This window comes from Bradyrhizobium sp. USDA 4532, assembly GCF_024171315.1.
Lineage (GTDB): Bacteria > Pseudomonadota > Alphaproteobacteria > Rhizobiales > Xanthobacteraceae > Bradyrhizobium > Bradyrhizobium australafricanum.
Genome location: NZ_JALJZN010000001.1, coordinates 3,591,898 through 3,618,704, shown reverse-complemented (window position 1 = coordinate 3,618,704; position 26,807 = coordinate 3,591,898). Strand labels below are relative to the sequence as shown.

Below are 26,807 nucleotides of genomic sequence, written 5' to 3'. Positions count from 1 at the left end.
GCCCTTCTTTTTCTACGCCAGCCCACGATCGCAGCAATTTAGCCAAGCCCTTAAAAAGCTGGACGCGCTATCGGCTCGAATGAGCTGAGGAGCAAGAAGGGCCAGCATGCAAATTCTAGGGGCATGGCGTCTTACGGCGCGCGTATTTTTCCCGTTTGCTGCTGGATACTATCTTTCGTATCTGTTTCGAACGATCAACGCCTTGATTGCCGGTCGTCTCAGCTCGGATACCGGGCTTGGGACCGCCGACCTCGGGCTGCTTACGTCGGTCTATTTCCTTGTTCTCGCGGCGGTCCAGATCCCAGTTGGCATTTTGCTGGACCGGTTTGGTCCGCGTCGCGTCCAGAGTGCGCTGCTCGCGCTCGCAGCAGTGGGCGCTGGATTGTTCGCGGTATCCACGGGTTTCCTGTCATTCTTGATCGCACGCGCGATGATTGGGCTGGGCGTGGCAGCGGCTTTGACGGCGGGCCTAAAATCCATAGTCCTTTGGTTCCCCAGAGAACGATCGGCCTTGCTTAATGGCTACATGGTGATGCTCGGATCACTGGGGGCGGTAACCGCCACGGCTCCCGCCGAGTATCTACTCGCCTGGATGGGCTGGCGCCAACTCTTTGAAATCTTGGCGGCTGCGACCGCTGCGACGGCCATGCTCATCTATGTCGTGGTTCCCGAGCGAGCTATTGTCCCTTCGACCCCGTCAATGTCCGCCAACCTTAGCGCGGTTTTCGGCGATAAACGCTTCTGGCGTATTGCCCCGCTGTCGGCGTCGTGCGTTGGTTCGGCCTGGTCTCTGCAGGGATTGTGGGCCTCACCATGGCTGATGGACGTGGAAGGTCTCGATCGTGCGGACCTCGTAGGACAGCTGTTCATGATGTCGATCGTACTTAGCGGCGGGGCCTGGTTGTTCGGTACGATTGTTCATTACATTAAACGAAGAAGTCTCGGGGCCGAGACAATACTAGCGATGGTCGCAATACTGTTTATCACAGCGGAGTTAGCGTTGATCCTGCGCGTGCCTTTGCCGTCCATCTTGCCCTGGTCCGCCGTTGCGATCGTCGGAACGGCAACCGTGGTCAGCTTCGCGGTGATAGCGGATTACTATCCGCCGGAACTTGCCGGTCGCGCCAATGGGGCGTTGAACGTCTTGCATTTTGTTTGGGCATTTCTGGCCCAATACGCGACAGGTCTGGTCCTGGAACAATGGTCCATGAATGATGGCCATAGGTCCGTCCAAGCTTATCAAGTCGCGTTCGGTCTCAACGTAGCACTGCAGATCGCGACGTTGGTCTGGTTCGCGGTGCCCTGGCGCCGATCCATCGCTTCGTGGATGAGTTCAATCCTCGTCTTCAAGCAGGCGGATGTTACCTACGCTGTCGGGTCAGTTGGGCCGTATGAGGATTCGGTCATCCTCGTGCCCGCGGATGACGATGCGGAGTGGTGAGCAACAACTCAAGACGAACGGATACGATTAAGTAGCCGTCAAATGCCAGTTCGCACTCTTCCTTTTTCTACGCCAGCCTACGATCACCGAAGGCGCTTGTTGCGCCAGGTGCATTGGTGCCTTTTCTAATCATCCCCATCTGAGGGTGCTCTCTGGGCGTCCTCATTCGGGGGACGAACGATGGCAATCCATTCCATTCAATCGGAAGCGAGTTCGCGCGGCGCGCGAATGCTGCGCAGCGCGCTTGGCTCTGCGATTGCCGGCTACCTCGAAGACGATGCGATCATCGAGGTGATGCTCAATCCAGATGGGCGGTTGTGGATCGACCGGTTGTCGAATGGCCTGATCGACACAGGTGAAACTCTGTCGGCGGCGGACGGCGAGCGCATTGTTCGTCTGGTAGCGCACCACGTAGGTGCGGAGGTGCATGCCGGCTCGCCGCGGGTCTCGGCCGAATTGCCTGGGACCGGTGAGCGCTTCGAAGGCCTGTTGCCTCCGGTCGTTGCGGCACCGGCCTTTGCTATCCGCAAACCGGCCGTGGCCGTGTTTACACTCGACGACTACGTCGCCGGGGGGATCATGACCTCGGAGCAGGCCAGGACCCTGAAGGACGCGGTCTCCGCACGGAGGAACATCCTCGTCGCCGGCGGGACATCGACCGGCAAGACAACCTTGACGAACGCACTCCTGGCCGAGGTCGCGAAGAGCTCCGATCGGGTCGTGCTGATCGAAGATACACGCGAACTCCAGTGTAAGGCGCCCAATCTCGTAGCTTTGCGGACCAAAGATGGCGTGGCCACGCTTTCCGACCTGGTTCGCTCATCGCTGCGATTACGTCCGGATCGCATTCCGGTTGGCGAGGTTCGCGGTGCCGAAGCGCTCGACCTACTCAAGGCCTGGGGCACCGGTCACCCCGGTGGCATCGGGACTATCCATGCGGGCAGCGCGGTCGGCGCGCTGCGGCGGCTCGAGCAACTCATCCAGGAAGCGGTCATCACGGTTCCGCGCGCCCTGATCGCGGAGACCATCAATCTCGTTGCTGTGCTTGCGGGTCGCGGCGGTGACCGTCGCCTCGCTGAACTCGCCATAGTCACGGGCCTTGGGGCCGCCGGTGACTACAACCTTTCATCAGCAGGAGACTGACATGCGTCAGCAATTTCGCTTTCTTCGAGGTGCATCGCTGGTCGCCTTCGGCGCGGTGCTTTTGACGCCAGCACCAGTGTGGGCGGCTGGCTCGAACATGCCGTGGGAGCAGCCACTCAATCAGATCTTGCAGTCGGTTGAAGGTCCGGTCGCCAAGATCATCGCCGTCATCATCATCGTCGTGACCGGGCTCACACTCGCGTTCGGGGATTCGTCAGGTGGTTTCCGCAGGCTGATCCAGATCGTGTTCGGTCTGTCGATCGCGTTTGCCGCCTCGAGCTTCTTCCTGTCGTTCTTCTCCTTCGGCGGCGGCGTGGTGATCTGATGGGTGATCAGGTTACAGGCTTTGTCGTGCCCGTTCACCGTGCGCTCACCGAGCCAATCCTGATGGGCGGCGCGCCGCGGTCGGTTGCGATTGTCAACGGCACGCTTGCGGCAGCCCTTGGGCTGGGATTGCGGCTCTGGATCGCGGGTCTTGTTCTCTGGTTCATCGGCCACATGGCCGCCGTCTGGGCCGCCAAGCGCGACCCCGCCTTTGTCGATGTGGTGCGCCGACATCTGCGCATTCCCGGTCATCTCAACCTCTGAGTTCTCGGTCATGATGAACCTTGCCGAATATCGCCATTCCAATACACGTCTTGCCGACTTCCTGCCTTGGGCAGCCCTTGTCGACGAGGGAATCATCCTGAACAAGGACGGCTCATTCCAGCGGACAGCAAAGTTCCGCGGACCCGACCTGGATAGTGCAGTGCCGGCCGAACTCGTCGCCGTTGCCGGCCGTCTGAACAACGCCGTGCGTCGCCTCGGATCCGGCTGGGCCGTGTTCATCGAGGCGCAGCGTCACTTTGCGGGGGCGTACCCACCTGCCTCCTTTCCGGACGTCGCTTCCGCACTGGTCGACGCGGAGCGCAGGGCTCAGTTCGAGGAGGCGGGGGCGCATTACGAGTCCAGCTACTTCGTGACCCTCCTCTATCTGCCTCCCGAGGAGGGAGCGGCTAAGGCGGAGCGATTGCTCTATGAAGGTCGCGACCGCACCGTTGGAGCAGATGCCCGGGAGGTGCTGCGCGGGTTTGTCGACCAAACCAACCGCGTGCTCAGTCTCCTTGAAGGGTTCATGCCAGAATGCGCCTGGCTCGATGATCAGGATACGCTGACTTATCTGCATTCGACGATCTCGACCAAGCGTCATCGGGTTCGAGTGCCCGAGATTCCTATGTACATCGATGCACTGTTGGCCGACCAGCCGCTGACCGGCGGGCTCGAGCCGATGCTGGGTTCGGCCAATGTGCGGGTTCTGACGATCGTGGGCTTTCCGGGCGCCACGACCCCGGGGATCCTGGACGACCTGAATCGCCTGCCATTCTCTTATCGTTGGTCGACCCGGGCGATCATGCTCGACAAGACCGACGCCACCAAGCTGCTGACCAAGATTCGCCGGCAGTGGTTTGCCAAGCGAAAGTCCATCGGCGCCATCCTCAAGGAGGTCATGACGAACGAGGCATCGACGCTGCTTGATACCGACGCCCACAACAAGGCGCTTGATGCCGACGCGGCGTTGCAGGAACTGGGGTCGGATCAGATCGGACAAGCCTTTGTTACGGCGACCATCACTGTCTGGGACCGCGATCCCAACACTGCCGATGAAAAGCTCAGGCTGGTCGAGAAAGTCATACAGGGCCGAGATTTCACCTGCATGATCGAGACCGTGAACGCCGTCGAAGCCTGGCTCGGCAGTCTGCCCGGGCACGTCTACGCCAATGTGCGGCAGCCGCCGGTCTCGACCCTCAACCTTGCGCATATGATTCCGATGTCGGCCGTGTGGGCGGGCGAGGCGAGGGACCTCCACTTCAAAGGCCCGCCTCTGTTGTTCGGCAAGACCGAGGGATCGACGCCGTTCCGATTCTCGCTCCACGTTGGCGACGTCGGTCATACCCTTGTGGTGGGACCGACAGGTGCTGGCAAGTCGGTGCTGCTCGCGCTGATGGCGCTACAGTTCAGGCGCTATCCGAACTCGCAGATCTTCGCGTTTGACTTCGGTGGTTCGATTCGAGCGGCCGCCCTCGCCATGGGTGGTGATTGGCATGATCTCGGCGGCGCATTGTCTGACGGAGGTGTACAACCCGTCGCCCTGCAGCCGCTGGCCTGGATTGATGATCCTTCCGAGCGCGGATGGGCCACGGAATGGATCGGCGCGATCCTCGCACGGGAAAAGATCGAGATCACCCCGGAGGTCAAGGATCACCTGTGGTCGGCGCTGACGTCACTCGCTTCGGCGCCGAGGGAGGAGCGCACCCTGACGGGCCTGTCAGTCCTCCTGCAATTGAACTCCCTGAAGCGCGCCTTGCAACCTTATTGCCTCGGCGGTCCGTCCGGGCGCCTGCTCGATGCCGAATTCGAGCGCCTTGGCGAGGCCTCGGTCCAGGCGTTTGAGACCGAAGGCTTGATCGGAACGAGTGCGGCGTCGGCCGTGCTGGCGTACCTCTTCCATCGTATTGGTGATCGCCTCGATGGCCGGCCGACACTCCTGATTGTCGACGAGGGTTGGCTTGCCCTCGATGACGAGGATTTTGCGGGGCAGCTCCGGGAATGGCTGAAGACGCTTCGGAAGAAGAACGCGTCCGTCATCTTCGCCACACAGTCGCTTTCGGACATCGATGGCTCTGCGATCGCGCCCGCGATCATCGAAAGCTGCCCAACACGCTTGTTGCTGCCGAACGAACGGGCGATCGAACCGCAGATCACTGCCATCTACCGCCGTTTCGGCCTCAATGATCGCCAGATCGAGCTTCTGAGCCGCGCGACGCCGAAGCGCGACTACTACTGCCAGTCTCGTCGCGGCAACCGTATGTTTGAGCTCGGGCTTGGCGAGGTGGCACTCGCCTTCACCGCCGCCGCTTCGAAGACTGACCAAGCGAACGTCACGCGGCTCCTGGCTGAGCATGGACCTGATGGCTTCGTGCCGGCCTGGCTTCAACACCGTGGCGTCGCATGGGCGACGGATCTGATCCCCAATCTCGTCAATCTGGAGAAATCGCTATGAGGCGACTTGGCTCATTGCTGGCCGCTGGCACCATCGCTCTATCGCTTGGCGTTACGATGCCTGCACGGGCATTGATCGTCTTTGATCCCAACAACTACGTCCAGAATGTCCTGACGGCCGCGCGGGAGCTCCAGCAGATCAACAATCAGATCACCTCGTTGCAGAACGAGGCACAGATGCTGATCAATCAGGCGAAAAATCTGGCCAACCTGCCGTATTCGTCGCTGCAGCAACTGCAATCTTCGATCCAGCGGACCCAGCAATTGCTGGCCCAGGCCCAGCGCATCGCCTACGACGTGCAGCAGATCGACCGCGCCTTCTCGACCAGCTACGCGCCGGCCACCAGCAGCCAGTCGAGCCAGTTGCTGATCTCCAACGCTCAATCGCGATGGCAGAATTCCTATGCAGCGACGCAAGACGCGCTTCGTGTCCAGGCCGGCATCGTTGGCAACCTCGACAACAATCGCATCCAGACGTCCGCCCTCGTAACGTCGAGCCAGAGTGCCAGCGGCACCCTGCAGGCAACTCAGGCCGGCAACCAGATCCTCGCACTTCAAGCGCAACAACTTGCCGATCTCACGGCGGCCGCCGCGGCGCAGGGCAGGGCGCAGAGCCTTGAGGCCGCTCGGCGCGCCTCGGCTCAAGATCAAGGACGAGAGCAGCTTCGGCGGTTCCTGACACCGGGGCAGGGCTATCAATCCTCTAACGTGCAGATGTTTCACTGATGACCGACGTAAAGGCATTCAAGGCCCTGTCGCTACTTACAACAATCGGCCTGGTGGTCGTCGCTGCTTGCACGATTCGACTGCGTGGCGGAGACGATTCTCCGCCGGCACCGAGGGCGGCGCAGGCGACCGATGCAGCCAAGTTCGACCTCGCAGGCTGCCGCAGCGTTACTCCTGAGGAAGCAGCGGATTATCGGCATTGTAAGCGCGTTTGGGACGAAAACCGGCGTCGCTTCTTTGGCAAGAAGGACAGCGCCATAGCTTCCGGCCACGATGATTCGTCCAGCTCGATACCCATCCCAAAGGATCAAAGCCGAATTCCACAGGGATATCCGAACCTGGCGGCACCTGAGGCGAGCAGGCCATGACCGGTACCGGGATCATCGACCAGTTCCTGGAAACGTTCACGCGTTATATCGACAACGGTTTTGGGCTGCTCGGCAGCGATGTCGGATATCTCGCAACGACCCTTGCTGCGATCGACATCACGCTTGCCGCGTTGTTCTGGAGTTGGGGAACCGACGAGGACATCATCGCGCGTCTCGTCAAGAAGACGCTCTTCGTGGGGGTCTTCGCCTATCTCATTGGCAATTGGAACAGCCTGGCGCGCATCGTCTTCGAGAGCTTCGCCGGTCTTGGACTGAAAGCATCGGGCGCAAGCCTGTCCGCATCCGATTTTCTGAGACCTGGAAAGATCGCTCAAGTCGGGCTCGACGCCGGCCGACCGTTGCTCGACTCGATCTCTAACCTGATGGGTTACATCAGCTTCTTCGAGAATTTCGTCCAGATCGTCGTTCTCCTGTTCGCCTGGGTCGTGGTGTTGCTCGCCTTCTTCATTCTCGCGATCCAGCTCTTTGTCACCTTGATCGAGTTCAAGCTCACAACGCTGGCTGGCTTCGTGCTCATCCCATTTGGTCTGTTTGGCAAGACCGCCTTTGCGGCGGAGCGGGTCTTGGGCAACGTCATCTCCTCAGGGATCAAGGTCCTCGTCTTGGCCGTCATCGTCGGCATTGGATCGACCCTGTTCTCGCAGTTCACCGCTGGCTTTGGCGGCAATCAGCCGACCATCGAAGACGCGATGACACTGGTGCTTGCGGCGCTCTCCTTGCTGGGCTTGGGCATCTTCGGTCCAGGAATCGCAAACGGCCTGGTGTCCGGCGGACCGCAACTCGGCGCCGGTGCGGCGATTGGAACGGGTCTTGCCGGTGGCGGTATTGTTGCCGCCGGCGCAGGCCTCGCCGCCGGCGGTGCTGGTCTCGCTGGCGGCGCGATCGCTGGCGCCGCGCGTAGTGGCGGCGCTGCCATGAGCGGAGCATCAGCGGCCTATCGGAGCGGCGGCCTTGCCGGTGTCGCGGAGGCCGGCGCTACCGCTGCGATGAGCCCGTTGCGTCGTTCAGCGGCTGCGCTCGGCGGAGGTGGGGAAGCCGGCGCGCAGGGCGCGAGCGCTTCGGCCGAAGGGCAGCCCGATTGGGCGCGGCGCATGAAGCGTGCCGAGACTGTTCGGCACGGTGTGTCGGCAGTCAGCCACACGGTCCGCTCAGGTGATCACGGTGGCGGCGGCTCTTCCGTCGATTTGTCTGAAGGAGAGCGCTGACACTTAGCCACTGCGCCTTCGCCAGCCGCTGCGCGACCGACTGAAACGCGGACACCGAACAACTCGAAAACGATTACTTGATCTCAAGGGCAACTATCGATGTTCAAACGACCTTCCGTACACTACGGGCGCATGCCCGAGCCGATCACGCCTTACCAAAAGGCAGCGCAGGTTTGGGACGAACGCATTGGATCTGCCCGCGTGCAGGCCAGGAACTGGCGCTTGATGGCGTTCGGCTGCTTGATGTTATCAGCCGGTCTCGCGGGTAGCCTCGTTTGGCAATCGAGCCAAGGCTCGATCACGCCGTGGGTGGTCGAAGTGGACCATCTCGGCCAGGCCCAAAGGGTGGCGCCGGCCAACATCGATTATCAACCTACTGATGCGCAGATCGCCTACCATCTGGCGCGCTTTATAGAGGATGTCAGAGGCCTACCGGCCGACGGCATCGTTCTGCGCCAAAATTGGCTCCGGGCCTATGATTTTACGACCGATCGTGGTGCTGCTGCGCTCAACGATTATGCGCGCAACAATGACCCCTTTGCCAAGCTGGGCAAGGCCCAAATTTCCGTGGACGTCTCGAGCGTCATTCGCGCGTCGTTGGAAAGCTTTCGGGTCGCTTGGACCCAGCGCGTCTACGACAACGGCTCGTTGAGCTCGACCGAGCGCTGGACTGCAATTCTCTCGATCGTGATCGAGACACCCCGCGATGCCGAACGCCTGCGCAAGAATCCCCTTGGCGTCTACGTCCGCGCCATCAACTGGTCAAAGGAGTTGAGTCAGTGACCAAGACGCCGTCTGACGTTCATTCGAAACGTTCTCTCCAGCAAAGCAAGCTCAATTCGGCTTGGCCCGAGTTGGTGACCGCGAAGAGAGCATTTCTACCCGCTCTACTGTTTTGTTCGTCAGCGCTCGGTGGGTGCGCGACCTACATACCGCCACAGATCAGCTATGATGCGGAAGTTCCTTCGATGCCAGCGTCGCCAGCGCCTCTGGACGACAAGTCGCAACCGCTACACGTTCCGCCCCTCTGGAAGCCGGCTCTCGGCGGCAAGGCGGCCGGGAAGGAAGCGCCTGAACCCATGAGCCGGATTGAGACGGCAAACAGCGCAGCCCGGGTCGAACCGCGCAAGCGGGGGTATTTCAACGCTGCGCAAATCTACGCCTACAGTCCCGGGGCGCTTTATCAGATCTACGCCGCACCGGGGCAGATTACGGATATCGCGCTTGAGGAGGGAGAGCAGTTGACGGGATCTGGACCGATCGCCGCCGGAGATACCGTGCGCTGGGTCGTGGGCGATACCGAGAGTGGAAGCGGCGATACGCGAAGGGTCCATGTCCTGGTCAAGCCGACCCGCGCATCGATCGAGACCAATCTGGTGGTCAATACTGACCGGCGCACCTACCTGATCGAGCTCCGCTCACGCGAGCGGCCATACATGCCATCGGTTGCCTGGTACTATCCGGAAACAGTGCGCGAACGATCGCGTGCAGTCGCTCTGAGACCCTTGCTTCCGGAGCCGGCGCAACGCATCTCCCGCTACGCAATTGAAGGCGACAGCCCGCCCTGGCGGCCGCTGGCTGTCTATGACGACGGCCGTAAGGTCTATGTCGAATTCCCCCAAGGCATCGTGCAAGGCGAGATGCCACCACTCTTTATCATCGGTTCAGACGGCATGACCGAACTCGCCAATTACCGTGCCTACGGCAACGTCCTGATCGTCGATCGGCTGTTTGCGGCTGCCGAATTGCGGCTCGGCGGTGAGCACCAGCAGAAAGTCAGGATTGTCAGGAAAGATGGGAGGCCGTCGTCATGAATACCGAGGTCGGAAACGATCGCGATCAGTCGGCTCCGCAGCAGGCACGAGACGGGCAATCCGGAAGTTTCCGCTTGAGAGCGGAGCATCCGCGCGTGACACGGTTGTCACGGAAGGTCCTGGCCGGAGGGAGCGCGGTTGTCATGCTCGTCATTGGCGGAACTGTGTTGTGGGCGCTGCAAAGTAATCGCCCCCTAAAAGAGGCGGCCGAGGAGCTTTACAGCACAGACCATCATAATGTGGCCGACGGGATCACGGCTCTGCCGAAGGACTACTCTGACACTCCACGCCAAGCGGCTCCGCAGCTCGGTCCGCCGCTCCCAGGAGACCTGGGGCGGCCGATCCTTGCTGCTCAGGGGCAGTCGCCAACCATCGGCTCTGATCCCGAACAGCAGCGCCGAGACCAAGAGACCGAAGCAGCCCGCATCAGTCGCTTGTTCGCTGCGAACAATGGCGGCGAAATGCACGCGCCCGCCGCTGTGGCCGCTGGAACCGACCGCATCGCGTCTCCGAGCGCGACGAGCTCTGGCGATGACGGATTGGCGCAGAACGGTCAGGACCGGAAGCTTGCCTTCGCGAACGCGTCTGTGGACCGTCGCACGGTCAGCCCGGACCGCATCAGCCGTCCGGCTTCACCATACATCGTGCAGGCTGGGACGGTCATTCCGGGAGCCCTAATCACCGGGATTCGATCAGACCTTCCAGGCCAGGTCACAGCGCAGGTAACGGAGAATATCTTTGACACGCCGACAGGCCGCTTTCTGCTTGTGCCCCAGGGAGCGCGTCTCATCGGTATGTACGATAATCAGGTCTCATTCGGCCAGTCGCGCGTCCTGCTGGTCTGGACGCGGCTGATCATGCCGAATGGGCGTTCTATCGTTCTTGAGCGGCAGCCTGGCGCTGATAAGGCTGGCTATGCGGGTCTGGAAGACCAAGTCGACAATCACTGGGCAGAACTATTCAAGGCTGCGGCACTATCGACGCTTCTAGCTGTTGCGACGGAAGTAGGCGCGGGATCCGACACAAACAGCAACGACAGCGCGATTATCCAAGCGTTGCGTCACGGCGCCTCCGACTCACTGAATCAAACCGGACAGCAGGTCGTTCGCCGCAGTCTCGGCATCCAGCCTACCCTGACCGTGCGACCTGGCTTTCCGGTTCGTGTTCTGGTCAATCGTGACCTCATACTTGCGCCGTATGGAAGGTGAGAACATGCCAAAGCTCAAGATAGGAGAGCTTCCAGACGACAAGCCGGTCAAAGTGAGTACGGAGCTGCCGGCGGCCGTGCATCGTGATCTCATTGCATATGCAGAAGCCCTTACGCGTGAAGGTGGTCAAGTGGTTGAACCGACTAAGCTCATCGCCCCCATGTTGGCGCGCTTTATGGCCACGGATCGAGGGTTTTCTAAACTGAAACGTGAGGGGCACGTACCGGCCGCCGGCGAAGGGAAGTGATGGTCAATGCTTATCGAAGCTTTCGCGGGACGCTAAACAATTGCGATGTCAACTTAGGCTGCTGAGTTTGTTTTGACAGTTGAGATATCGTTTAGCGTTCCCACGTCCGCCCTAAACAGCTCCGGTAGCCAGGCTTTGTCCATTTTCGGATGCGAGAGCGCTGGTCGTGGCGGACACCTATTCGGTCACTTCAGGCGCGTCACACTTCTCCTGCCATCCACGCTGACGGGCACGTCACCATCGATCGTGGCCCGACGTACCACGCGATGCTGGTCCCCGTAATCGTTGACGGCGTAATGCTGTGTTGCGCGATTATCCCATATCGCGATATCGCCCTCTAACCAGTTCCACCGCACAGTGTTTTCGGGCGCGGTAATATGAGACTGGAACAGCTCGAACAGCTTTTGTCCGTCATATTTGGGCACCCCAACAAAGTGCTTCACCAAGGCGCCGAGCACTAGCGTCCGCTCGTCTGTCTCGGGGTGGACGCGCACCACGGGATGCTCAGTCTCAAAAATCCTGCTGGTGAACACATCGTCAAAGTGTTTCTTGTCGATGTCACGGACGCGCGCGATCCCAGCGTAATCGAAAACGTTGCTGTGAACGGCCCATAGCTCCTCGGCAAGGCGTTGTAGCGGCGGCGGCAGATCAAGATAAGCGGCTGCTGTGTTCGACCAAACGGTATCGCCTCCGAACGTTGGCATTACAACGGCTCGCAAGACTAAAACCTTGGGATAGGCTTCGGCGAAGGTTCCATCCGCATGCCAAACATCGGCGCGACCGCCGCCGCGAGTGGAGTCCAGTTCGAGGAGCGACGTCGTCCCCTTGGTAGCACCGAGCATCGGATGCGGCACTAGCTTTCCGAGACGAGCGGCAAAACGCTCCTGCTCGGCGTCGTTGAGATGTCCTTGATTGCGAAAGAAGATCACCTTGTGCTCGAGCAACAAGCTGTTTATCGCAGCGATCGTGTGGTCCGGTAGATCGCCCGATAGCTTGATATTGTTGACTTCGGCACCGATGCGCGCCGCACGTTTCACAACATCGGTGCCCGGAATGACGTCATCGATCAAAGCCGTTGTGCTCCTGTTGATTTTCCAAGACCTTGCAGTTCTTCCTCGCCTCTCGGTTCGCGAATGATCTGCAGCAAGCATCATGCCAGGCGAAAGACCGAACGTGTAGCCAGATCGCACTAAGCGGATCGCGATATTTGACGCGACTTATCGGACTGAGCCGTCGGTTCGACCGAGTGAAAGAACTCGATCTCCGACCTCGAATATCACCGGATCGCGAAGACGAAGCGGATAGCAGCAGCGGGCCAGCCGCGGATCTTCAGTTATGTTCTTGTGGTCACTTAACTGCTCTGAACAATGCAATGCTTCCGCAAAACCGGTAATAGTTCATGATGGTCGTGAATCATGTAGTCAGGCCCCGCGGCGCACAGGCGCGCTTCGGAAACAAATCCCCCCGTGATTGACACGTTGATAAGACCGAGATTGCGGGCGATCTCCGTCTCAACTGGCATGTCGCCTACGATGACGGTTCTTTCTGGGGATAGATCGTTGGCCTGCATATACAAACGCAGCCGTTCTTGCTTGCTCATGCTCCTAAACTGGGTTGCGCGGCTCTCAAATGCCAAAATATCCGTGACGTGAGTCTTGATTCCGAGTCTTCTCACTTGTGTGCGAATCGGTTCAATAATGTGATTGCTGACAATGACGGTTTGAACGGATCTCTGATCAAGGGCGAGCAAGACGTTTCGTGCCCCCTTACGTAAGGCAGCGTTGCGCGCCAAGAATTCGTAGACGTCGTGAAAAATGGCGCTGTCGTTACTATGCACGACTTCGATTTCATCTTCCGACATGTCTAGGTTGCGGAAAAGAACCGAAAGAGGGAGTTCGAACTCCTCTCGAAGTCTGTGCATATCGACGGCTGATCGACCGAAGCGGCTCAAAATAGCATTGATGGTTTGCAGCACGGCATTGGCATCATCGAGCAGCGTGCCATTCCAGTCGAATACAACGGCGGATTTCATGTGTGAACCTAGACAAGTAATCGTGCGATATTAACGTGTTCGAGACTGGCTGTTTGCTGGTCTACGTGTTCGGTGCGATCCTGGTGGGTATGGTCGGACAGAGTGGTCAGCGGAACAACGCGCGCTAGTGAGCTGAGCGGGCGGACCGTTATTCTGAGGCGAGATGGGGGCGCAGAGCATGAGCATTGCTGCTTTTGTGGCCCTATTTCTGGATCGATTTACTTGAAGCAATGGTCATGCCAGCCGACGATCAAGGCCGAACGGGCTTTGGAAGGTCTGAGCGCGTGCTATGCGCGATGTACTGGACCTGACATGAGATTGTGCCTCTGTCAGAATGCGGACAAGAGTCTACCAGGTGCGATAAGTCCGAGCCGACTGACTCATTCGTGAGTATTGGTCGCAATTCTGGTGAGGCGAATGGGCTTCTCGATACCCTGAGTTGCTAGTCGAAGCTCGGGAGCGTTGAACAGCTTCCCATTGAGAAGACTGCAGCCAATGCTCAACATTCACTCTTCCAATCTGGCGCGAGCAACCATTGATGCCACAAGGCAAAAATACCTTGAGCGGCGTAGCGGCTAACTATTGCTGCTGGATCCCGTGAGAGCTGCGTGTCGACCGCCGCTCTTGACAACGGTCATGCATATGATCGTCTCAGTCCTGAACCAGGATAAGAGGTGCAACTTCTTGGTCTCGTGCCAGCTTGCTCGCGGCTAGGCCGGTGGCGACACCAATGCGGTCAGGCATGGGGCGATTTTGGCTCATCTTGCGCTTGCTTTCGACCCTGGTGATCGGGATGCGCACGCCGACGATTTCACGCAACTGGGCGGCAATGAAATCCACGGGAGCATCGCTGACGGCCCAAGGCGTCGCACGTGACGTTTCATGGATATTCGTCAGGCGCGTCACGATCTCGAGCAGGCGATCGGGATCGTCGAAGAACTCAATCGGCCCATGGGCATGGACCGCGATGTAATTCCATGTCGGCACCACATGCTCAGCTTGTCGTTTACTGGGATACCAGGATGGCGTCACGTAAGCTTCCGGGCCAGTAAAGATCGCCATCGCATCTCCGATCGTGGCGATGCGCCATTGCGGATTGCGCTTCGCAAGGTGCCCGTACAGCGTGCCGTGCTCGCCTTCGCTCTCATCGAGCAAGAGCGGAAGTGGCGTCGCAAGGGGCCCGCCCGACGTGGCCGTGATCAGGTTGGCCAATCGAGCGCAGCGGATTGTCGCTCGCATGTTCTCGAGGTCATCATCTCGGAAGGGGGACGGTATGTACACGAAGGGCGCCCCCGGTTGGGATGTCGTCGAGATGAACCCAGACCAACATGCTAGAAAAATGCCAGTTTCAGTCACCCCTTTGGAGGTTCGCCGTTGGATCCGGCCGCCTTGCTCGTGGCTTGGCCGCCTCATGATGGCCCGCTGACGTGTTCCTGGAGCCGTGATGTAACCGAGCGAGGCAATTATGACGCGCCAGTCCGGTTCCATGGGGCGTTCGCTTTCATTCACTGCTCTGAACGTCTGGGGCGGCTGCTTACCGATTGGTGCGTGCCACGTTCAACCTGGAACCTACCAACGGCCGGCTTACCGAGAGCAGAGCGGACAGCGGTGCTGACAACGTTCCGCTGGCTGCGCCGATAACTCCCTCAAGCCAACTCGATATCTCTCGTGGCACTTGCGGCGGGTCGAGATTTCATGAATGTCGCAGATTCCGATCTGTTTGATTTAATCGAGGTGAAGTGCGGAAGGACAACCTGTTATGGCCGATGGATTATGCGCGACGCATAACTAGTCTGGTTTTTTAGGGCAGAGTGTGTCCGGGGCGAAGGGTTGCCATGAGCGAGTTTATTTTCAGCGCAGGAATCGTTCTGTTTGGCTTTTGGCTGTCGCAATTGCGGCAATTCCTTTGTTTCTGATCGCGTTCAATCATCGGCCATCCGCCGTTCGATTGTCACTTCCTAACTCTCGCCTCCGTCAAACCTTGGTATATGCCGACGCCGCTAAGACGGCCTTGCTCCGTTTCGTTACTGGCGTTAACGCTGGGCCACTAGTTTGGTTAAAGGGAATACAGTGAGCAAAGCCCGGGAATTTATCGACTTCTGGATTGAGAATAGCGTTCACGCCGTCGAGCAGTATCGGACTCCCGGGGCGTCGCAGGATGTTGCGGAACTCACTGAGCGCCTTGTCGAGGCTGCCAAAGAGCAGGATATTTCCGAAGCCGAGTTGCGGGCTGAGATGAGCGATATCTCTGAGCACATTGGAGAGCGGCTCAGGGCTGCAAATAGGGCTGAGCGCGAACGGCGCACGCCCACCTAGGAGAGCGAAGTCCGCTTACCTACTAGCCGGACGTCGCCGGCTCAATGCGACGTTCCTCAACATTCGCTGCTACTCAGCTATCAGGCTACCGCCATCCGATTGCGCGAACACCGCGACAGCCGCCGCTCAGCTATTCGCCTTCAAGGCCGGTGCCTTGAGGGACATCATGAGATTGAGCTTCTTAATGGCGGCGTTGCGCTCGCTCAGTTGCCGCGTAGTTTTGCCGTCGACCCGCTTGCAAAACCCGCACGGCGTTACACGAAAGTTGCAAGACCTACATTGTGAATTGTTCCGGGGCTCGTCAGCTTGTCGACAGCTAAGGATCACAGCATGGGAAGGTCTCTAGCTAGACTGACAGGTCCGGCTTGATTTGCCCAGATCTGGGGGAGGAAAATCGGATGGATTGCTTTGACAATATCAACAGCTTCGACGACCCAGATCTCTCGCAGACGTCTTTGCACCGGCAGAAAGTGCTGCGGTGGGCTAATGAGGCTGCGTGTTCGGCGATCCTGGATCATAACCGCTGTAGTTGACCGCCTCTTCATTGTTCGTCGGTGGCACGCGAGGTGGCCGGCGGCTTCGAGAGCTGCGTTGCGACGTTTGCTTCCGGTGGAGCTGTGCCTTTCCTGGAGGGGCCCGCGTGCAGCTTTTCGGCCGTTTCCGGCATCTATGAAATTGGTGATGCAAGCAATGAAGAAGTCAACGACACGAGAGCTTTCCCTCGTCTACAAGCTGTGCGTTCTGGGCGTTGGGGTGCTGGTCTCCTCGGCAGCTGGCGCAACTGACGATTTGATGAGCGCTGCCAAGGAGGCATTCAAACCGATTCCTTCGGTCGTTCCTGCGATAAAGGACAACACAGTCACCCACGAAAAGGTCGAACTTGGCAAGACACTGTTCTTCGATCCGAGGCTATCGGCGAGCGGGATCATTAGCTGCAATACGTGCCATAACCTTGGCGCGGGCGGCGTAGATGCCGGTCCAACGTCGGTGGGGCATGGCTGGCAGCGGGGTCCACGTCGGGCACCTACCGTCTATAACGCAGTATTCAATGTGGCGCAGTTCTGGGATGGGCGCGCGGCAGATCTCAAGGAGCAAGCTACCGGCCCCATCCAGGCGAGTGTCGAAATGAATGCCACGCCGGACAGGGTACTCAATACGTTGAATTCGATGACCGACTATGTCGTCATGTTCCAGAAAGCGTTCCCGAACGAGGCGAGGCCCGTCACCTTTGACAATTCCGCCAAGGCGATCGAGGCTTTCGAAGCGACTCTGATTACACCCGCTGCCCCGTTTGATCAGTACCTCAAGGGCGATGAGCATGCTCTCGATGATCAGCAGAAGGCAGGACTAAAGCTATTCATGGAAAAAGGATGCTCGTCTTGCCACAATGGAATCAACGTCGGTGGACAGGATTACTTCCCGTTCGGCGTGGTTGAAAGGCCGGACGGAACGCTGCTTCCATCCGCCGACAAGGGCCGTTTAGCGGTTACCAAGGTAGCCAGCGATGAGTACGTTTTCCGCGCCGCGCCGTTGCGCAACGTCGCGTTGCGGGCCCCGTACTTCCACTCGGGCCAAGCCTGGACCCTTAAGCAAGCGGTTGGCGTGATGAGTGAGACCCAGCTCGGCGCGCAGCTCAGCGATAAAGAGGAAAACGACATTGTCGCGTTTCTAAATTCGCTAACTGGGCAACTGCCCAAGATCGAATATCCGAGACTGCCCACGCGTAGTGATACAACGCCAAGGCCCTCTCTAGACAAATAGAACCACCGATAAGGCGGATGCCGTGCGTCCTTGGTTTCAATGACATTCAAGATGTGCGCGTCGCTAAGCGTGCCCAATCTTAATTGTCGTTGCCCACGCGTCTATGATAACCGACTCCATGCCGTTCTTCAGAGCATCGTCGGGATATCGGAGATCCTCGTAGTTATCGAGCGCGACGACGGCTACATTAAATTTGGAGAGGTCAGGATCGCCAACATCGGACTTGAAGGTCTGCCAGAGCTGCGGCAAGCCCTGGCGGAGCTTTTTCAATTCCTGAAGGGTCATCGTCTTCACCATCGCGCCCTTCAACATGCATTCGATTGCGTGATGAAGAAAGTTGCCGCAGATCGGGTTGAGGCCAGCGGTCACGGCGTGCCTGCCCGCGACATAGTACTGGCACCCGCTCCCAGAAGTGATTCTGTCGCTGTGCGGTGTTTTGCATCCAGCACCCTGAACGAAAATCGAACTGTCGTGTCGCGCTCAAGGAGTGATCCGTAGGCGTCGGTAATTCGTTGACTTTACTGATATCGGTTGACGACGGCTTGCAACACGGAGACGGGCAATGGAACGAAGCCGAAACTGCAACAGACCTTTATTTTATCGGCACAAATGCTGGCGATCCCGGTAGGATTGGCGAGATCGGCGAGTATCTGGGATTCGGCGGCCAATATGCGCCGAGGATGGCCGGCAAGGAGGTTCGCGCAGCAGTGGCTGCGTTGAACGTGGTTATGGCTGAGGATGAGCCGGCTGCTGCGCAGGGCGCGCGGTGACACGCTGTCGATACGACAGCGCACCTGACCGTCCCTATGATGACTGTAACCCAGGGGCGGCGCTGTCGAGCTTTATCGCTTGCGTCGGGCTGTAGTCAGGATTACCGCCGCGCGCGGAGGGCCGCACCATGGCGAGGTCTCTCGTTGTACACAGGGATCGGGTACCCGAGTCGCAGAAGATTTATCGCGCGGCACAGTACGTCCGCATGTCCACCGATTACCAGCAATACTCAATTGAAAATCAGGCGGTGGCAATCGCCGCCTATGCCGAACTCCACAGACTCAGGATCGTTCGCACCTATCGCGACGAAGGGGAAAGCGGTCTCAAAATCGAGAATAGAACAGGCTTAACCGAACTGATCAATGACGTCGAGACTGGTCACACGGACTTCGGTCATTTGCTAATTTTCGATGTCAGCCGCTGGGGCCGCTTTCAAGACGTAGATGAGAGTGCGCACTACGAATTCATCTGCCGAAGGGCCGGCATCAAAGTTGCCTATTGCGCCGAGCAATTCGATAACGACGGAGGCCTGCTTTCGAGCATTGTCAAGAATATCAAGAGGGTCATGGCGGCGGAGTTCAGCCGGGAGCTATCAGTCAAGGTTCTTGCAGGAGCTTTACGCCTGGCAAATCGCGGGTTCAAGATGGGTGCCCCAGCACCTTATGGGCTAGAGAGGCGGCTCGTTGACGACAAATGTAGGGCGAAAGGAGTTCTGCATAGCGGTGAGCGGAAGTCTCTTACCACCGACCGTGTAAAACTTGGGCCAGGTTCGCGAGATCAAGTCGCCGTCGTTAAATGGATCTTCGATGAATATCTACGATGCAAATCGCAGGCGAGAATTGCGCGAGAGCTTAACCGACGAGGCGTCCTCACGAACCGAGGGAGCCGATGGCGTTCGAGTTCGATAGGCGTAATTCTTCATAACGAAGCTTATATCGGCAACTTCATCTACAATCGCTGTACTGAGAAACTAGGGGCGAAGCGAACGCGCAATCCCAGAGAGCTCTGGGTTAGAAGTGATGACTCGATTGAGCCAATCATCAAGTGTGACACATTTCTGCGAGTAAAAAAGGCGATGGAGGAGCGTCAAGTCTGCATTTCCGAGGAGGAGATGCTGGTGCGCCTCCGTAAGGTTCTGATGAAGAAAGGCAAGCTCAATGCTTCGATTATTGATGAAAGCTCCGGATTACCTTCACTCACCTCATATTTGAATCACTTTGGCACCCTTCGAAATATCTATCGGTTGATTGGCTACACCGGCAACCAAGGCCGCCTGGATAAACTCGCCGAGCACAGACAGTGGGTCAATTTCCACCTCGAGAATGCCTACCGTCTTCGGGACGCCTTTGAGGGGGCGGGTAGGAACGCCAAACTTGATCTGTCGATCGAATGTTTACGGATAGATAACGCCGTGAACATCTGCTTCCGTGTGGCTAAATGGCGCAAATATGGGCGCGAGCCGATACGCTGGTTGTTGAGTAGTCGCGTGCGATGGCCGAAGGGATGGGTAGTTGCGCTAAGGATGGGGGAGAACAACGAGGCAGTCCTGGACTATTTATTATTGCCGTCGGCGTCGCTTTCGTTCAAAAGTCGGGTATTCCGGTTTTCTGAAGACACGCGCGCGGTTCACAAAATAGAGCGCTTTCAGACTTTCGAAGCCCTGTCTCGATCGCTCATAAAGCGCGTCTGTGAGAGAACGAGCAAAGCAAAGACCGAAAGAGGCCGGACCGTCTAAGTGGGCCCTCGCTGGAACATCGTTGTAAGCAATATGAGCACAGTGCTCGGGATTGTACGTTCCCAAGGCCCCCAACCTCTTATATTTCTATAGACCAAATTTTGTGGTTCGACGTGACGACTCAGGCGCACTGGAGGCCGCCGCCGCCCGGTGTCGCCCGTTACTTACAAGGTGACTGGCACCGCCATCATTTCCCTCAAGGAATAGTGAAATCCAGAAACTACGGAGAGCGTCGCCATGATGAAGGGCGGGTGGCGCGGATCATTTTCGCGTCGGTTGAATTTTTCGCATGGGCGCGTAAGCGCGTTGCTTGTTGCTGCGAGTGACGCTGGTGTCCTGCCAAAAGGTTCGGGGAAATCCAATCCTAGCCTCTCGCCGGCCAGAGCTTGCGCATCTGAACAGATGAGTTCGATTGGCGAGCAGTTCGGCGTCAAAGGTCGCCGCAAGATGCTGCGGGCAGACGTTCCTGGTAGAGCCCAGGCAATCCGGATGTGGACGCTGACATCAAAGTCAGACTCCACCATCGAGCGCTTGGAAAAGGGCTACCTGGACGCCTTGTCGTCTGTCGATCTCGCCGAGAACATCGGCAAACAGCTTCATGCGGATACTCGATACACCGTTCAGGGCCGACAGGATCAGTACCGCGATCACATCCTGCACCAGGCCGTGCCAGTATTTCATCAGGGGCGCCGCGCGATCTCGAGAGCCAAGCAGGAGCTCGACCGCATGCGCGCTCGTCTACAACTTCCGAAGGCCGATCCAGCCGACGCGGCAGGGGCCATCGCGAAGATGGAGCTCCGGACATGGCTGCGCGGTTTGCCGCAGGTCGAACGCGACAAGATCACCAGGGCAGAGAACCTCGGTCCGCAGGTCCGCGCGGCCATCATCGAGGCAGCGCTCGCTTTGACGGGTGTGGCTGACAGCCATCTAGGCGTGCTGAAAGAGAAGGTTTTGCGCGAAGTGCATGGCTCGCTGATCGATGACATCGCCCAGTTGGAGGACGCGATCAGCGTGGCAACATCGGCAGTCGAGGCCGGACGCGAGAGCGTTCACATTGATACCGGCATGACGATTGAGCAGTTCAATGCCGCCGCGGCGCCCATCGAACAGCGTCAGAAAGTGGCCTGGCTGCGTCGCGGTCGCGTGGTGGACTCGAGCACGGTGTTGAGCGTGAGCGTGCCCGCGGCGTGCTCGGCTCGCTCGGCATCGACACGGTGACGCCCGACGTTTAACCGCTGGGCCAGCCAGAAAATACGCCGCCGGTCTCAGAAATATGCGCCCGGCGGCGTTCATTCCAAAACCTGGGCCCTGAAAATTTCCCAAGCGCGAGCAAACGTCAGTGCCCCCGCCCGAGTTGCTATTTTTTAAGGGGCCAGTTTGGTTGCTGATTTGCCAACGGCTGTTTCTCCACGCGTCTTTGTCCTTGCGGGACATGACGCTCAGCGCTTAGGTTTCCCGCACTAGGACCAAAGGAGTGTTGTCTGTGGCTACAGGTACTGTGAAGTGGTTCAACCCGACGAAGGGTTACGGATTCATCCAGCCCGATGACGGAGGCAAGGATGTTTTTGTGCATATTTCCGCGGTCGAAAGGGCGGGCCTGAGCAGCCTAAATGAGGGCGCGAAAGTCAGCTACGAAGCGAAGGACAATCGCGGAAAAACATCCGCCGAAAATCTGCGGGTGGGATGACGCACCAGGAACAAGCGGCAATGCCGGGAGTCATCATAAGCTCCCGCGATAGGTTGCCCCCCGACCGGGAGTTTAGAGCGGCTTTGGCGTTCCCCGCGCCAGGGCCGCCATCCTTGTTATGCTGCATTGCCATGTTTCAGGAACAAGTGGCCGGGCCAATGAGTCCCTTCATTGCTCCCGGACAGGTGGCGCCCTCGACCGGGAGCTTAGTGGTGGCCCCGGCGCGCCCGCGCTGGGGTCGCTTTTGATTGCGCCCCATTTTCAGAACAAACGCTAAACCGCCGTGTTGCGCCCATGTTGCGCGGAGTGATTTGTAGCGGCTGATAAACGTGTTTGATTCTGCTGGTGTGGGTCGCAGCGCCTTGCAACATGAAAACGGGCGCTGGAACGAAGCCGAAACTGGTTATTTTATCGGCATAAGTCGTGGCGATCCCGGCAGGATACGAACCTGCAACCCGCGCCCGATCGCTAATGGATTTTCCACAACTCGCATGTAATCAAAGCCATGCGTCAGGGTCTACCCGGTCTCAAACGGCATCCTTCCGCAACCAACGGTGGAGAACAAGCCGGAATTCTATATGGGGTCGTCACTGGTTAAGCCCTGAACCGCCTGAGTACATTGGCAAGCCGCTTCGTGCCCTTCTGCATGTGCGAACGGGTACCGAGTATGGGCCTCGATTCTCATCACGCTTCAGCGGGCCCGGCTTCGCGAATGGAACTGGCGGGGCAGGAGCGGTTGCGCGGCAGCGGCTCCAACACTGGCCATGGCCCCCGAAGTGCTGGGGGCTGTTCGCTCCCACTGTGGCGGCGCGCGCCTTCACCCACGGCAGAACTTGCTTGAAAATTGCCGGTACGTAATTTCCTTTCCGCTACCGCAAATGTTGTCGCACGTTTCGTTGAAGGCGCTTCTCGAAAAACTGGGATGGTCATTTTCAATAGAAAGCATCATGCGGTTGCCGCTGGCGGACGAGTTGTATGGATTGAAGCAAGGTCGTGTTTCACTGGACGCGCATGCTTTTATCGTCTCATGCAAATCGCTACATGTTCTGGCGTCGATTTTCGAGGTGATCTTCGAGCGATGAATTGACAGAGTGCCTCTTCGAAAACTCCCAGCCAGCCGACAACCCTGCTTATTGCCGATCTTGAAGGTCGCCGTGTCGGTTCGAGCGCTTGTATGGAGGACCGTTAGCTCACACCAATAACAATCTTCTACAACATTTTTGACCGTTATTTTTGAACCCCGTTCGACAACGAGTCGAACGGCCCGCGAAGGGCAACCGTTACCGCCGCAGCAATCGGAAATTGGCAAGAGAGTGTAGCTTCTAGTTTTGACCGGCTCGCCGAAATAGAGAACACCGCCTCCAGTCGAACAGAAGAGGCGCTCGCCGTTGCGGAACAGGCACTGCGTGTATTCATGTTCGGGTGTTTCTGAAATTGTGTAGGTCGAATGTGTCGTACGCAGCGTATTGTTGGCTTCGTTCTCAGCGGATTTCGCAGACTGTAGCATTGGAAGAGGCCCTATAACGGCTCCGATCATCAAACACAGTGCTGAATCGGTTCTTCGCATGTACCCAAGCGCTCGTGGCTAAAAGCTAGCTGACACCTACCCCCATATCTTCTTGACCTCTTGGCCGGTGTAAAGGGCCGGGTTCTTACGGGGGGGGGGATTGTGATCTGGTTCACAAATGCGCGGGTGAATGGCTGCTAGATCGTGTTTTCGCTGAGGGATTTAAGGGGCTCAGTGACAGGCGCCGCCGGGACGCGGTATTTCGAGCCCGACGGCGTAGTTTTTTCAAGGGCATTGATGCGGCCTTGGGAGCGCAACGATGAACACGCGTGTCACAAAACCTTGGCGGACAAGTGCCAACCTCTCGGAGTTGGGATTTCATGGCCCAGACTGGAATGCGTGGCGATCGCCGCCGAGCGAACATACTCCGCTCGCGCGGAGTTCAGCATCAATCTCCAATTGGAGGGAAACGCATGTTCGACGCCGAAACGACCACGCTGCTAAGAGCGGTGCTAGAGGAAGTTTGCGAGAACATTTCCGTCTTTGAAACCGGCGTCAGGACGCACGTTGCTTCCAAGATCCTCGAAGCCGCGGCAAACGGTCGACTCTCAATAGATGACTTGAAGGCAGCGGGTCACAACGCCCTGAACACGCCTACGATGCGGCGCTGAGTTTCGTCCTTGTCGGCGACGCTGTGTGGTGCTGAGTCTCTCTCGGTGAGACGCTGTTCGAGTGCGGCAATGGTCACCCTGAGATTGTCGCGCCGATCGTTCAGCGACTTTGCCAAAATCGGATACCTCACGTTGGATCGGTCGAAAATCCTCGCGCGTTCTTCTTCGGCCGCGATCTCAGCTTCGATCAGTTGGAGGGTGCGGACAAGATCAGCCAGTATCTTGCTGATCGTCAATTCTCGTACCGTGCTTTCGCGGGCTGTCTCAAAACGAGGATGCATATTCATTTGCGTGCTCCGAATGTTTGAGTTCGGCACACCGAATAGCTGGTGGCCGAACTATTCACGCACGCATCGCAAGTTGTCTGCCAGAGGCGGTCCCGTAAGAATACTGTCGGTGCCGATGAGCACAACAGAGGCGTGGTGGATGCTTGCTCAAGCGGGGTTGGGTGTCGGCTAGATCCGCGCCTTGCGCCATCCGGCTGCAAGCGCACTTGCTTCGGAGCAAAACCAGCGCTCACCGCGAAACCAATTGATCCGTGTCTGCGAATAGTACATCTGCCCCGGAAGGTGATATATCCGCTCGCCGGCTGCGCTTAGATTTCCCTTGATGGGGCAGCCGAGAAGCGCTGGCGCATAATCGAGTGCGACGAAGACGAGAAACGACAATCCCAGGACCGCAGCGAATATTGCGAGCCCTCGATTCATCTCATTATCTCGCATAATTCTTTCGCCTCGCTCAGCCGCGGCTTCGCGCCGGCCGGCGTGTACTCTAGTAGCATGTGCCTGGTGCCGACTGCGATCCGGTCGCGGCGGATGTCCTCCTGCTCGGCGTGATATGCCCGCATGTCCGCAGCGAACTGCCGGGTCACCGCCGGCGGGATCTCGAGCGGCTTCCGGGTGATTGGCATGCCCGGAAGGTAGGTATCAGATGTCGGTATTATGAATCGGCCTGGCGAGACAGGATAGGGCTGCGCGGCAGCGGCCCTGGCACTGGCCTCCACGGCCCCCAGAAGTGCTGGGGCCGTTTCGTTTTCGCGCGAACAGGTCTTTGCGAGCCTGCAGCATTCTCACGAACGTCACGCTCTCAGGCTGGTGGCTGTAACTCCTGTGAAGCCAGCCATCGCGTCATCCGGCAGGCTGCTTCAGCCTGCCGCGCCCGCCGAATAAGCCGGTCGCGCTCGACTCCTGGCGGGGTGCCGCGCGCCTCTTTTCGCAGCCGCTCAGCCTCCGCGCAGACGCTCTTACCCGGAGGATCAATTCGCTTGGAAAGTCGGAGTTCGGTCATGCGCTCCCCTCCCTGGTATGCAGGCGGGAGCGCTATCGGTCTCTCAGCCACCGACGCCTACAGACAACCCTTGGCCGGTGATGTTGGAACAATGATCCTGAAAAGATATGGTTGCAAGGAACTTGCGGCCCGCAAAACCCCGGTGAGATGGCACCTGCGCTGAGGCAGCCCTGCCGTTTTGAGAAAGCCTGTCCCTCACATATCGCGATGTTGGCGTAAGACGAACGCCACGCCGCGGCGCGGGCGGCCGTGGTGACGACCGGGAAATGGACCTCGGCACCTTCGCCCGCATGCTGGACCAGCGGTACGCCTCCCGCCAGCGTCTCGGCGAAGAGACATTTGAGGTCGACGCCGAGCAGGACCAAGCGGCCTCCGAGCCGAGCCTCGGCAGCCTCCTATGGGCCAGCCAGACCCATTGGGCGGCCGGTGATGCCCGCGACCTTGAGGAGGGGTTCGAGACCGGCATCGCGGATCTGGACGGCCTACTCGAGCAGATCGGGTCGCAGGATTGGCAACACGGGAGCATGGAATGACCCAGATAACCCGAAGGTTCGGCCTGCAGATGATTGCGGGTGCTGCCGGCTCAGCGCTCAGTGGATCAGCCGGAGTCGCCGAGGCTTCCGTTGATCCAGCATTCGCCGCCATCGCCAAACATCGTCAGGCCTCCGCGGACCACTTGGCTTCCATCGAACCATACGATTGGGCGGAGCGCGGCACAGACGCCTACTACGCCGCCCGAGACCATAACGAGGCCTGTTGTTACGCCGCGATGGATGCTGCGTGGGAGCTGGCGTCAACGATACCCACGACTATCGCCGGCATCGCTGCCGTTCTCCAGTACGCGAACGAGGTGGAAGACGCAGGCGACGAATGGCCGGTCACTGACACCATCGGCCCGGACGGCATTATCAACTGCGACAAGCGATGGCCGTTGCGGCAGCCAACCTCGCGGCGGCGTGACGACGAACACCGTCGCCTGCAACCACAATTGAGCCACCTGTCATATGCAGCCCGCCGGTTCACACCGGCGGGTTTTCCCTTGGCGCAGTTTCCATCGTTTCAGGTGGTCGACGGCGGCGCGCGCTATGTTCGGTCATGGCTTTCACCGCCTCATCTTCGTCGGCGCAAAAAGCGATGCTTCGCCGATCGGCAAACACGAGCCACTGGCGGAGGCCAACTTCCCTGATGACGTACTCGGTCATTTTCGAGCGTCCTGCAGCGAGTGGACTACATCTTATGCAAGCGACGTTGCTGTTCCATTAATCAGAATCCGGCTGGGGTGACGCCGCCGGGCTCGAAATGTTTCGTCGCGGCGGTGGGATTTCAGCTGGCCCCGATAGTCGCTGCTTCGTGGGCTGAAGGGTTAAATCAGCAGCTTCTAGCTCAGCCTTTGTATGCCCAGCGGGCGGTTCAATCGGGCTTTCGGACCAGTGCCTTTCAGGTGCTCCCGCTAGAACCGGCTGCTTACGCCTGGCGGCCCACCGCTGTTCGCATTTTCTTTCAACGTCCAGAGGGACAGTACTCATGGCTCGACCTCGGTCTCGGACCTGCCCCGGTGTTGCGCGTCAACTTACAACTTGTGCAAAAGCTCCTATTGATCTGCCGCAAGTCCCAGGAAAAGACGCCGCCGGTGAGCTCCCCGCGGGGAGGCCGTTCTTCAATGACTCTCTAGGAAGCGCAGCGCGGCTTCAGATTGACCGACCGCAGGAAAGTGTCCAGCCCGCTCTGGCTGCAGTTCTTAACTTCGCCAAGCTGTTTCTCCGCTTCAGGGCGGGTAACTGGCGAACTGCTTCCGCTACTCGCATTCGGCTTTGATTTGTACGTGGTG

General features: G+C 58.7%; 26 protein-coding genes. 21 read left to right on the top strand and 5 right to left on the bottom strand.

Going from position 1 to position 26,807, the window contains the following annotated elements; genetic code table 11:
* The first annotated feature begins 106 nt into the window (after nt 1–106).
* The 12 genes from J2R76_RS17090 to J2R76_RS17035 all read left to right on the top strand — a co-directional run bounded on the left by J2R76_RS17090 (nt 107) and on the right by J2R76_RS17035 (nt 11,212).
* On the top strand, nt 107–1,441 hold the full coding sequence (locus J2R76_RS17090) for an MFS transporter (protein ID WP_253624256.1): 1,335 nt from the start codon (nt 107–109) through the stop codon (nt 1,439–1,441).
* 180 nt (nt 1,442–1,621) lie between these two features.
* Nucleotides 1,622–2,584, top strand: a complete 963-nt coding sequence (gene trbB / locus J2R76_RS17085) for a P-type conjugative transfer ATPase TrbB (protein ID WP_253624255.1) — start codon at nt 1,622–1,624, stop codon at nt 2,582–2,584.
* Between the two features lies 1 nt (nt 2,585).
* Nucleotides 2,586–2,909, top strand: a complete 324-nt coding sequence (locus tag J2R76_RS17080) for a TrbC/VirB2 family protein (RefSeq protein WP_253624254.1) — start codon at nt 2,586–2,588, stop codon at nt 2,907–2,909.
* Nucleotides 2,909–3,172: a VirB3 family type IV secretion system protein gene (locus tag J2R76_RS17075; protein WP_253624253.1), complete on the top strand. Its 264-nt coding sequence runs from the start codon at nt 2,909–2,911 to the stop codon at nt 3,170–3,172. The genes J2R76_RS17080 and J2R76_RS17075 overlap by 1 nt, the downstream gene beginning before the upstream one ends.
* A gap of 10 nt (nt 3,173–3,182) precedes the next feature.
* Nucleotides 3,183–5,624: a conjugal transfer protein TrbE gene (gene trbE, locus J2R76_RS17070; RefSeq protein WP_253624252.1), complete on the top strand. Its 2,442-nt coding sequence runs from the start codon at nt 3,183–3,185 to the stop codon at nt 5,622–5,624.
* Nucleotides 5,621–6,349: a P-type conjugative transfer protein TrbJ gene (gene trbJ, locus J2R76_RS17065; protein ID WP_253624251.1), complete on the top strand. Its 729-nt coding sequence runs from the start codon at nt 5,621–5,623 to the stop codon at nt 6,347–6,349. Before trbE ends, trbJ begins: the two co-directional genes overlap by 4 nt.
* On the top strand, nt 6,349–6,717 hold the full coding sequence (gene trbK-alt / locus J2R76_RS17060) for a putative entry exclusion protein TrbK-alt (protein WP_076829103.1): 369 nt from the start codon (nt 6,349–6,351) through the stop codon (nt 6,715–6,717). The genes trbJ and trbK-alt overlap by 1 nt, the downstream gene beginning before the upstream one ends.
* Nucleotides 6,714–7,943, top strand: coding sequence for a P-type conjugative transfer protein TrbL (gene trbL, locus J2R76_RS17055; protein WP_253624250.1), 1,230 nt, complete (start codon nt 6,714–6,716; stop codon nt 7,941–7,943). The genes trbK-alt and trbL overlap by 4 nt, the downstream gene beginning before the upstream one ends.
* 99 nt (nt 7,944–8,042) lie before the next feature.
* Nucleotides 8,043–8,726 carry a conjugal transfer protein TrbF gene (trbF, locus tag J2R76_RS17050; protein WP_076829101.1) on the top strand — a complete coding sequence of 228 codons (684 nt, stop codon included), beginning with the start codon at nt 8,043–8,045 and terminating at the stop codon, nt 8,724–8,726.
* The gene (trbG, locus tag J2R76_RS17045; RefSeq protein WP_253624249.1) at nt 8,723–9,757 is read left to right on the top strand and encodes a P-type conjugative transfer protein TrbG; all 1,035 of its coding nucleotides are present in this window, start codon (nt 8,723–8,725) and stop codon (nt 9,755–9,757) included. The genes trbF and trbG overlap by 4 nt, the downstream gene beginning before the upstream one ends.
* Nucleotides 9,754–10,965, top strand: a complete 1,212-nt coding sequence (locus J2R76_RS17040) for a TrbI/VirB10 family protein (RefSeq protein ID WP_253624248.1) — start codon at nt 9,754–9,756, stop codon at nt 10,963–10,965. The genes trbG and J2R76_RS17040 overlap by 4 nt, the downstream gene beginning before the upstream one ends.
* Before the next feature lie 4 nt (nt 10,966–10,969).
* A complete protein-coding gene (locus tag J2R76_RS17035; protein WP_076829174.1) occupies nt 10,970–11,212 on the top strand; it encodes a DUF2274 domain-containing protein in 243 nt (80 codons plus the stop codon).
* A gap of 185 nt (nt 11,213–11,397) precedes the next feature.
* On the opposite strand, the gene J2R76_RS17030 is transcribed toward J2R76_RS17035, so the two are convergent.
* The 3 genes from J2R76_RS17030 to J2R76_RS17020 all read right to left on the bottom strand — a co-directional run bounded on the left by J2R76_RS17030 (nt 11,398) and on the right by J2R76_RS17020 (nt 14,525).
* Nucleotides 11,398–12,282 carry a TauD/TfdA family dioxygenase gene (locus tag J2R76_RS17030; protein ID WP_310881385.1) on the bottom strand — a complete coding sequence of 295 codons (885 nt, stop codon included), beginning with the start codon at nt 12,280–12,282 and terminating at the stop codon, nt 11,398–11,400.
* 281 nt (nt 12,283–12,563) lie between these two features.
* Complete coding sequence (locus tag J2R76_RS17025; RefSeq protein WP_253624247.1) at nt 12,564–13,244, bottom strand: HAD family hydrolase; 681 nt, start codon at nt 13,242–13,244, stop codon at nt 12,564–12,566.
* Between the two features lie 651 nt (nt 13,245–13,895).
* Nucleotides 13,896–14,525 (bottom strand): FMN-binding negative transcriptional regulator, encoded by a 630-nt coding sequence (locus tag J2R76_RS17020; protein WP_076829171.1) that lies wholly within the window; start codon nt 14,523–14,525, stop codon nt 13,896–13,898.
* Between the two features lie 789 nt (nt 14,526–15,314).
* On the opposite strand from J2R76_RS17020, the gene J2R76_RS17015 reads away from it, so the two are divergent.
* Both J2R76_RS17015 and J2R76_RS17010 read left to right on the top strand, forming a co-directional pair.
* Nucleotides 15,315–15,560, top strand: a complete 246-nt coding sequence (locus J2R76_RS17015) for a hypothetical protein (RefSeq protein WP_028336511.1) — start codon at nt 15,315–15,317, stop codon at nt 15,558–15,560.
* 690 nt (nt 15,561–16,250) lie between these two features.
* Nucleotides 16,251–17,321, top strand: coding sequence for a cytochrome-c peroxidase (locus J2R76_RS17010; protein ID WP_305884397.1), 1,071 nt, complete (start codon nt 16,251–16,253; stop codon nt 17,319–17,321).
* A gap of 63 nt (nt 17,322–17,384) precedes the next feature.
* Here J2R76_RS17010 and J2R76_RS17005 read toward each other — a convergent pair whose 3' ends face one another.
* Nucleotides 17,385–17,690 (bottom strand): hypothetical protein, encoded by a 306-nt coding sequence (locus tag J2R76_RS17005; protein ID WP_253624246.1) that lies wholly within the window; start codon nt 17,688–17,690, stop codon nt 17,385–17,387.
* Nucleotides 17,691–17,833: 143 nt separating this feature from the next.
* On the opposite strand from J2R76_RS17005, the gene J2R76_RS17000 reads away from it, so the two are divergent.
* From J2R76_RS17000 to J2R76_RS16980, 5 genes are all read left to right on the top strand, one after another.
* Nucleotides 17,834–18,091 carry a hypothetical protein gene (locus tag J2R76_RS17000; protein ID WP_253624245.1) on the top strand — a complete coding sequence of 86 codons (258 nt, stop codon included), beginning with the start codon at nt 17,834–17,836 and terminating at the stop codon, nt 18,089–18,091.
* Nucleotides 18,092–18,219: 128 nt separating this feature from the next.
* A complete protein-coding gene (locus J2R76_RS16995; protein ID WP_256520821.1) occupies nt 18,220–19,827 on the top strand; it encodes a recombinase family protein in 1,608 nt (535 codons plus the stop codon).
* 402 nt (nt 19,828–20,229) lie between these two features.
* Complete coding sequence (locus J2R76_RS16990) at nt 20,230–21,045, top strand: hypothetical protein (RefSeq protein ID WP_253624243.1); 816 nt, start codon at nt 20,230–20,232, stop codon at nt 21,043–21,045.
* A gap of 265 nt (nt 21,046–21,310) precedes the next feature.
* Nucleotides 21,311–21,514: a cold-shock protein gene (locus J2R76_RS16985; RefSeq protein WP_028336518.1), complete on the top strand. Its 204-nt coding sequence runs from the start codon at nt 21,311–21,313 to the stop codon at nt 21,512–21,514.
* A 764-nt stretch (nt 21,515–22,278) separates the two neighbouring features.
* Entirely contained in the window at nt 22,279–22,596 is a 318-nt protein-coding gene (locus J2R76_RS16980) for a hypothetical protein (RefSeq protein ID WP_253624242.1), read from the top strand.
* A 1,059-nt stretch (nt 22,597–23,655) separates the two neighbouring features.
* Here the strand turns inward: J2R76_RS16980 and J2R76_RS16970 are convergent.
* Complete coding sequence (locus J2R76_RS16970; RefSeq protein WP_253624241.1) at nt 23,656–23,979, bottom strand: hypothetical protein; 324 nt, start codon at nt 23,977–23,979, stop codon at nt 23,656–23,658.
* A gap of 1,266 nt (nt 23,980–25,245) precedes the next feature.
* Between J2R76_RS16970 and J2R76_RS16960 the strand changes: the two genes are divergently transcribed.
* Both J2R76_RS16960 and J2R76_RS16955 read left to right on the top strand, forming a co-directional pair.
* A complete protein-coding gene (locus J2R76_RS16960; protein ID WP_253624239.1) occupies nt 25,246–25,512 on the top strand; it encodes a hypothetical protein in 267 nt (88 codons plus the stop codon).
* Nucleotides 25,509–26,165, top strand: coding sequence for a hypothetical protein (locus tag J2R76_RS16955; protein WP_253624238.1), 657 nt, complete (start codon nt 25,509–25,511; stop codon nt 26,163–26,165). The genes J2R76_RS16960 and J2R76_RS16955 overlap by 4 nt, the downstream gene beginning before the upstream one ends.
* Nucleotides 26,166–26,807 lie beyond the last annotated feature (642 nt).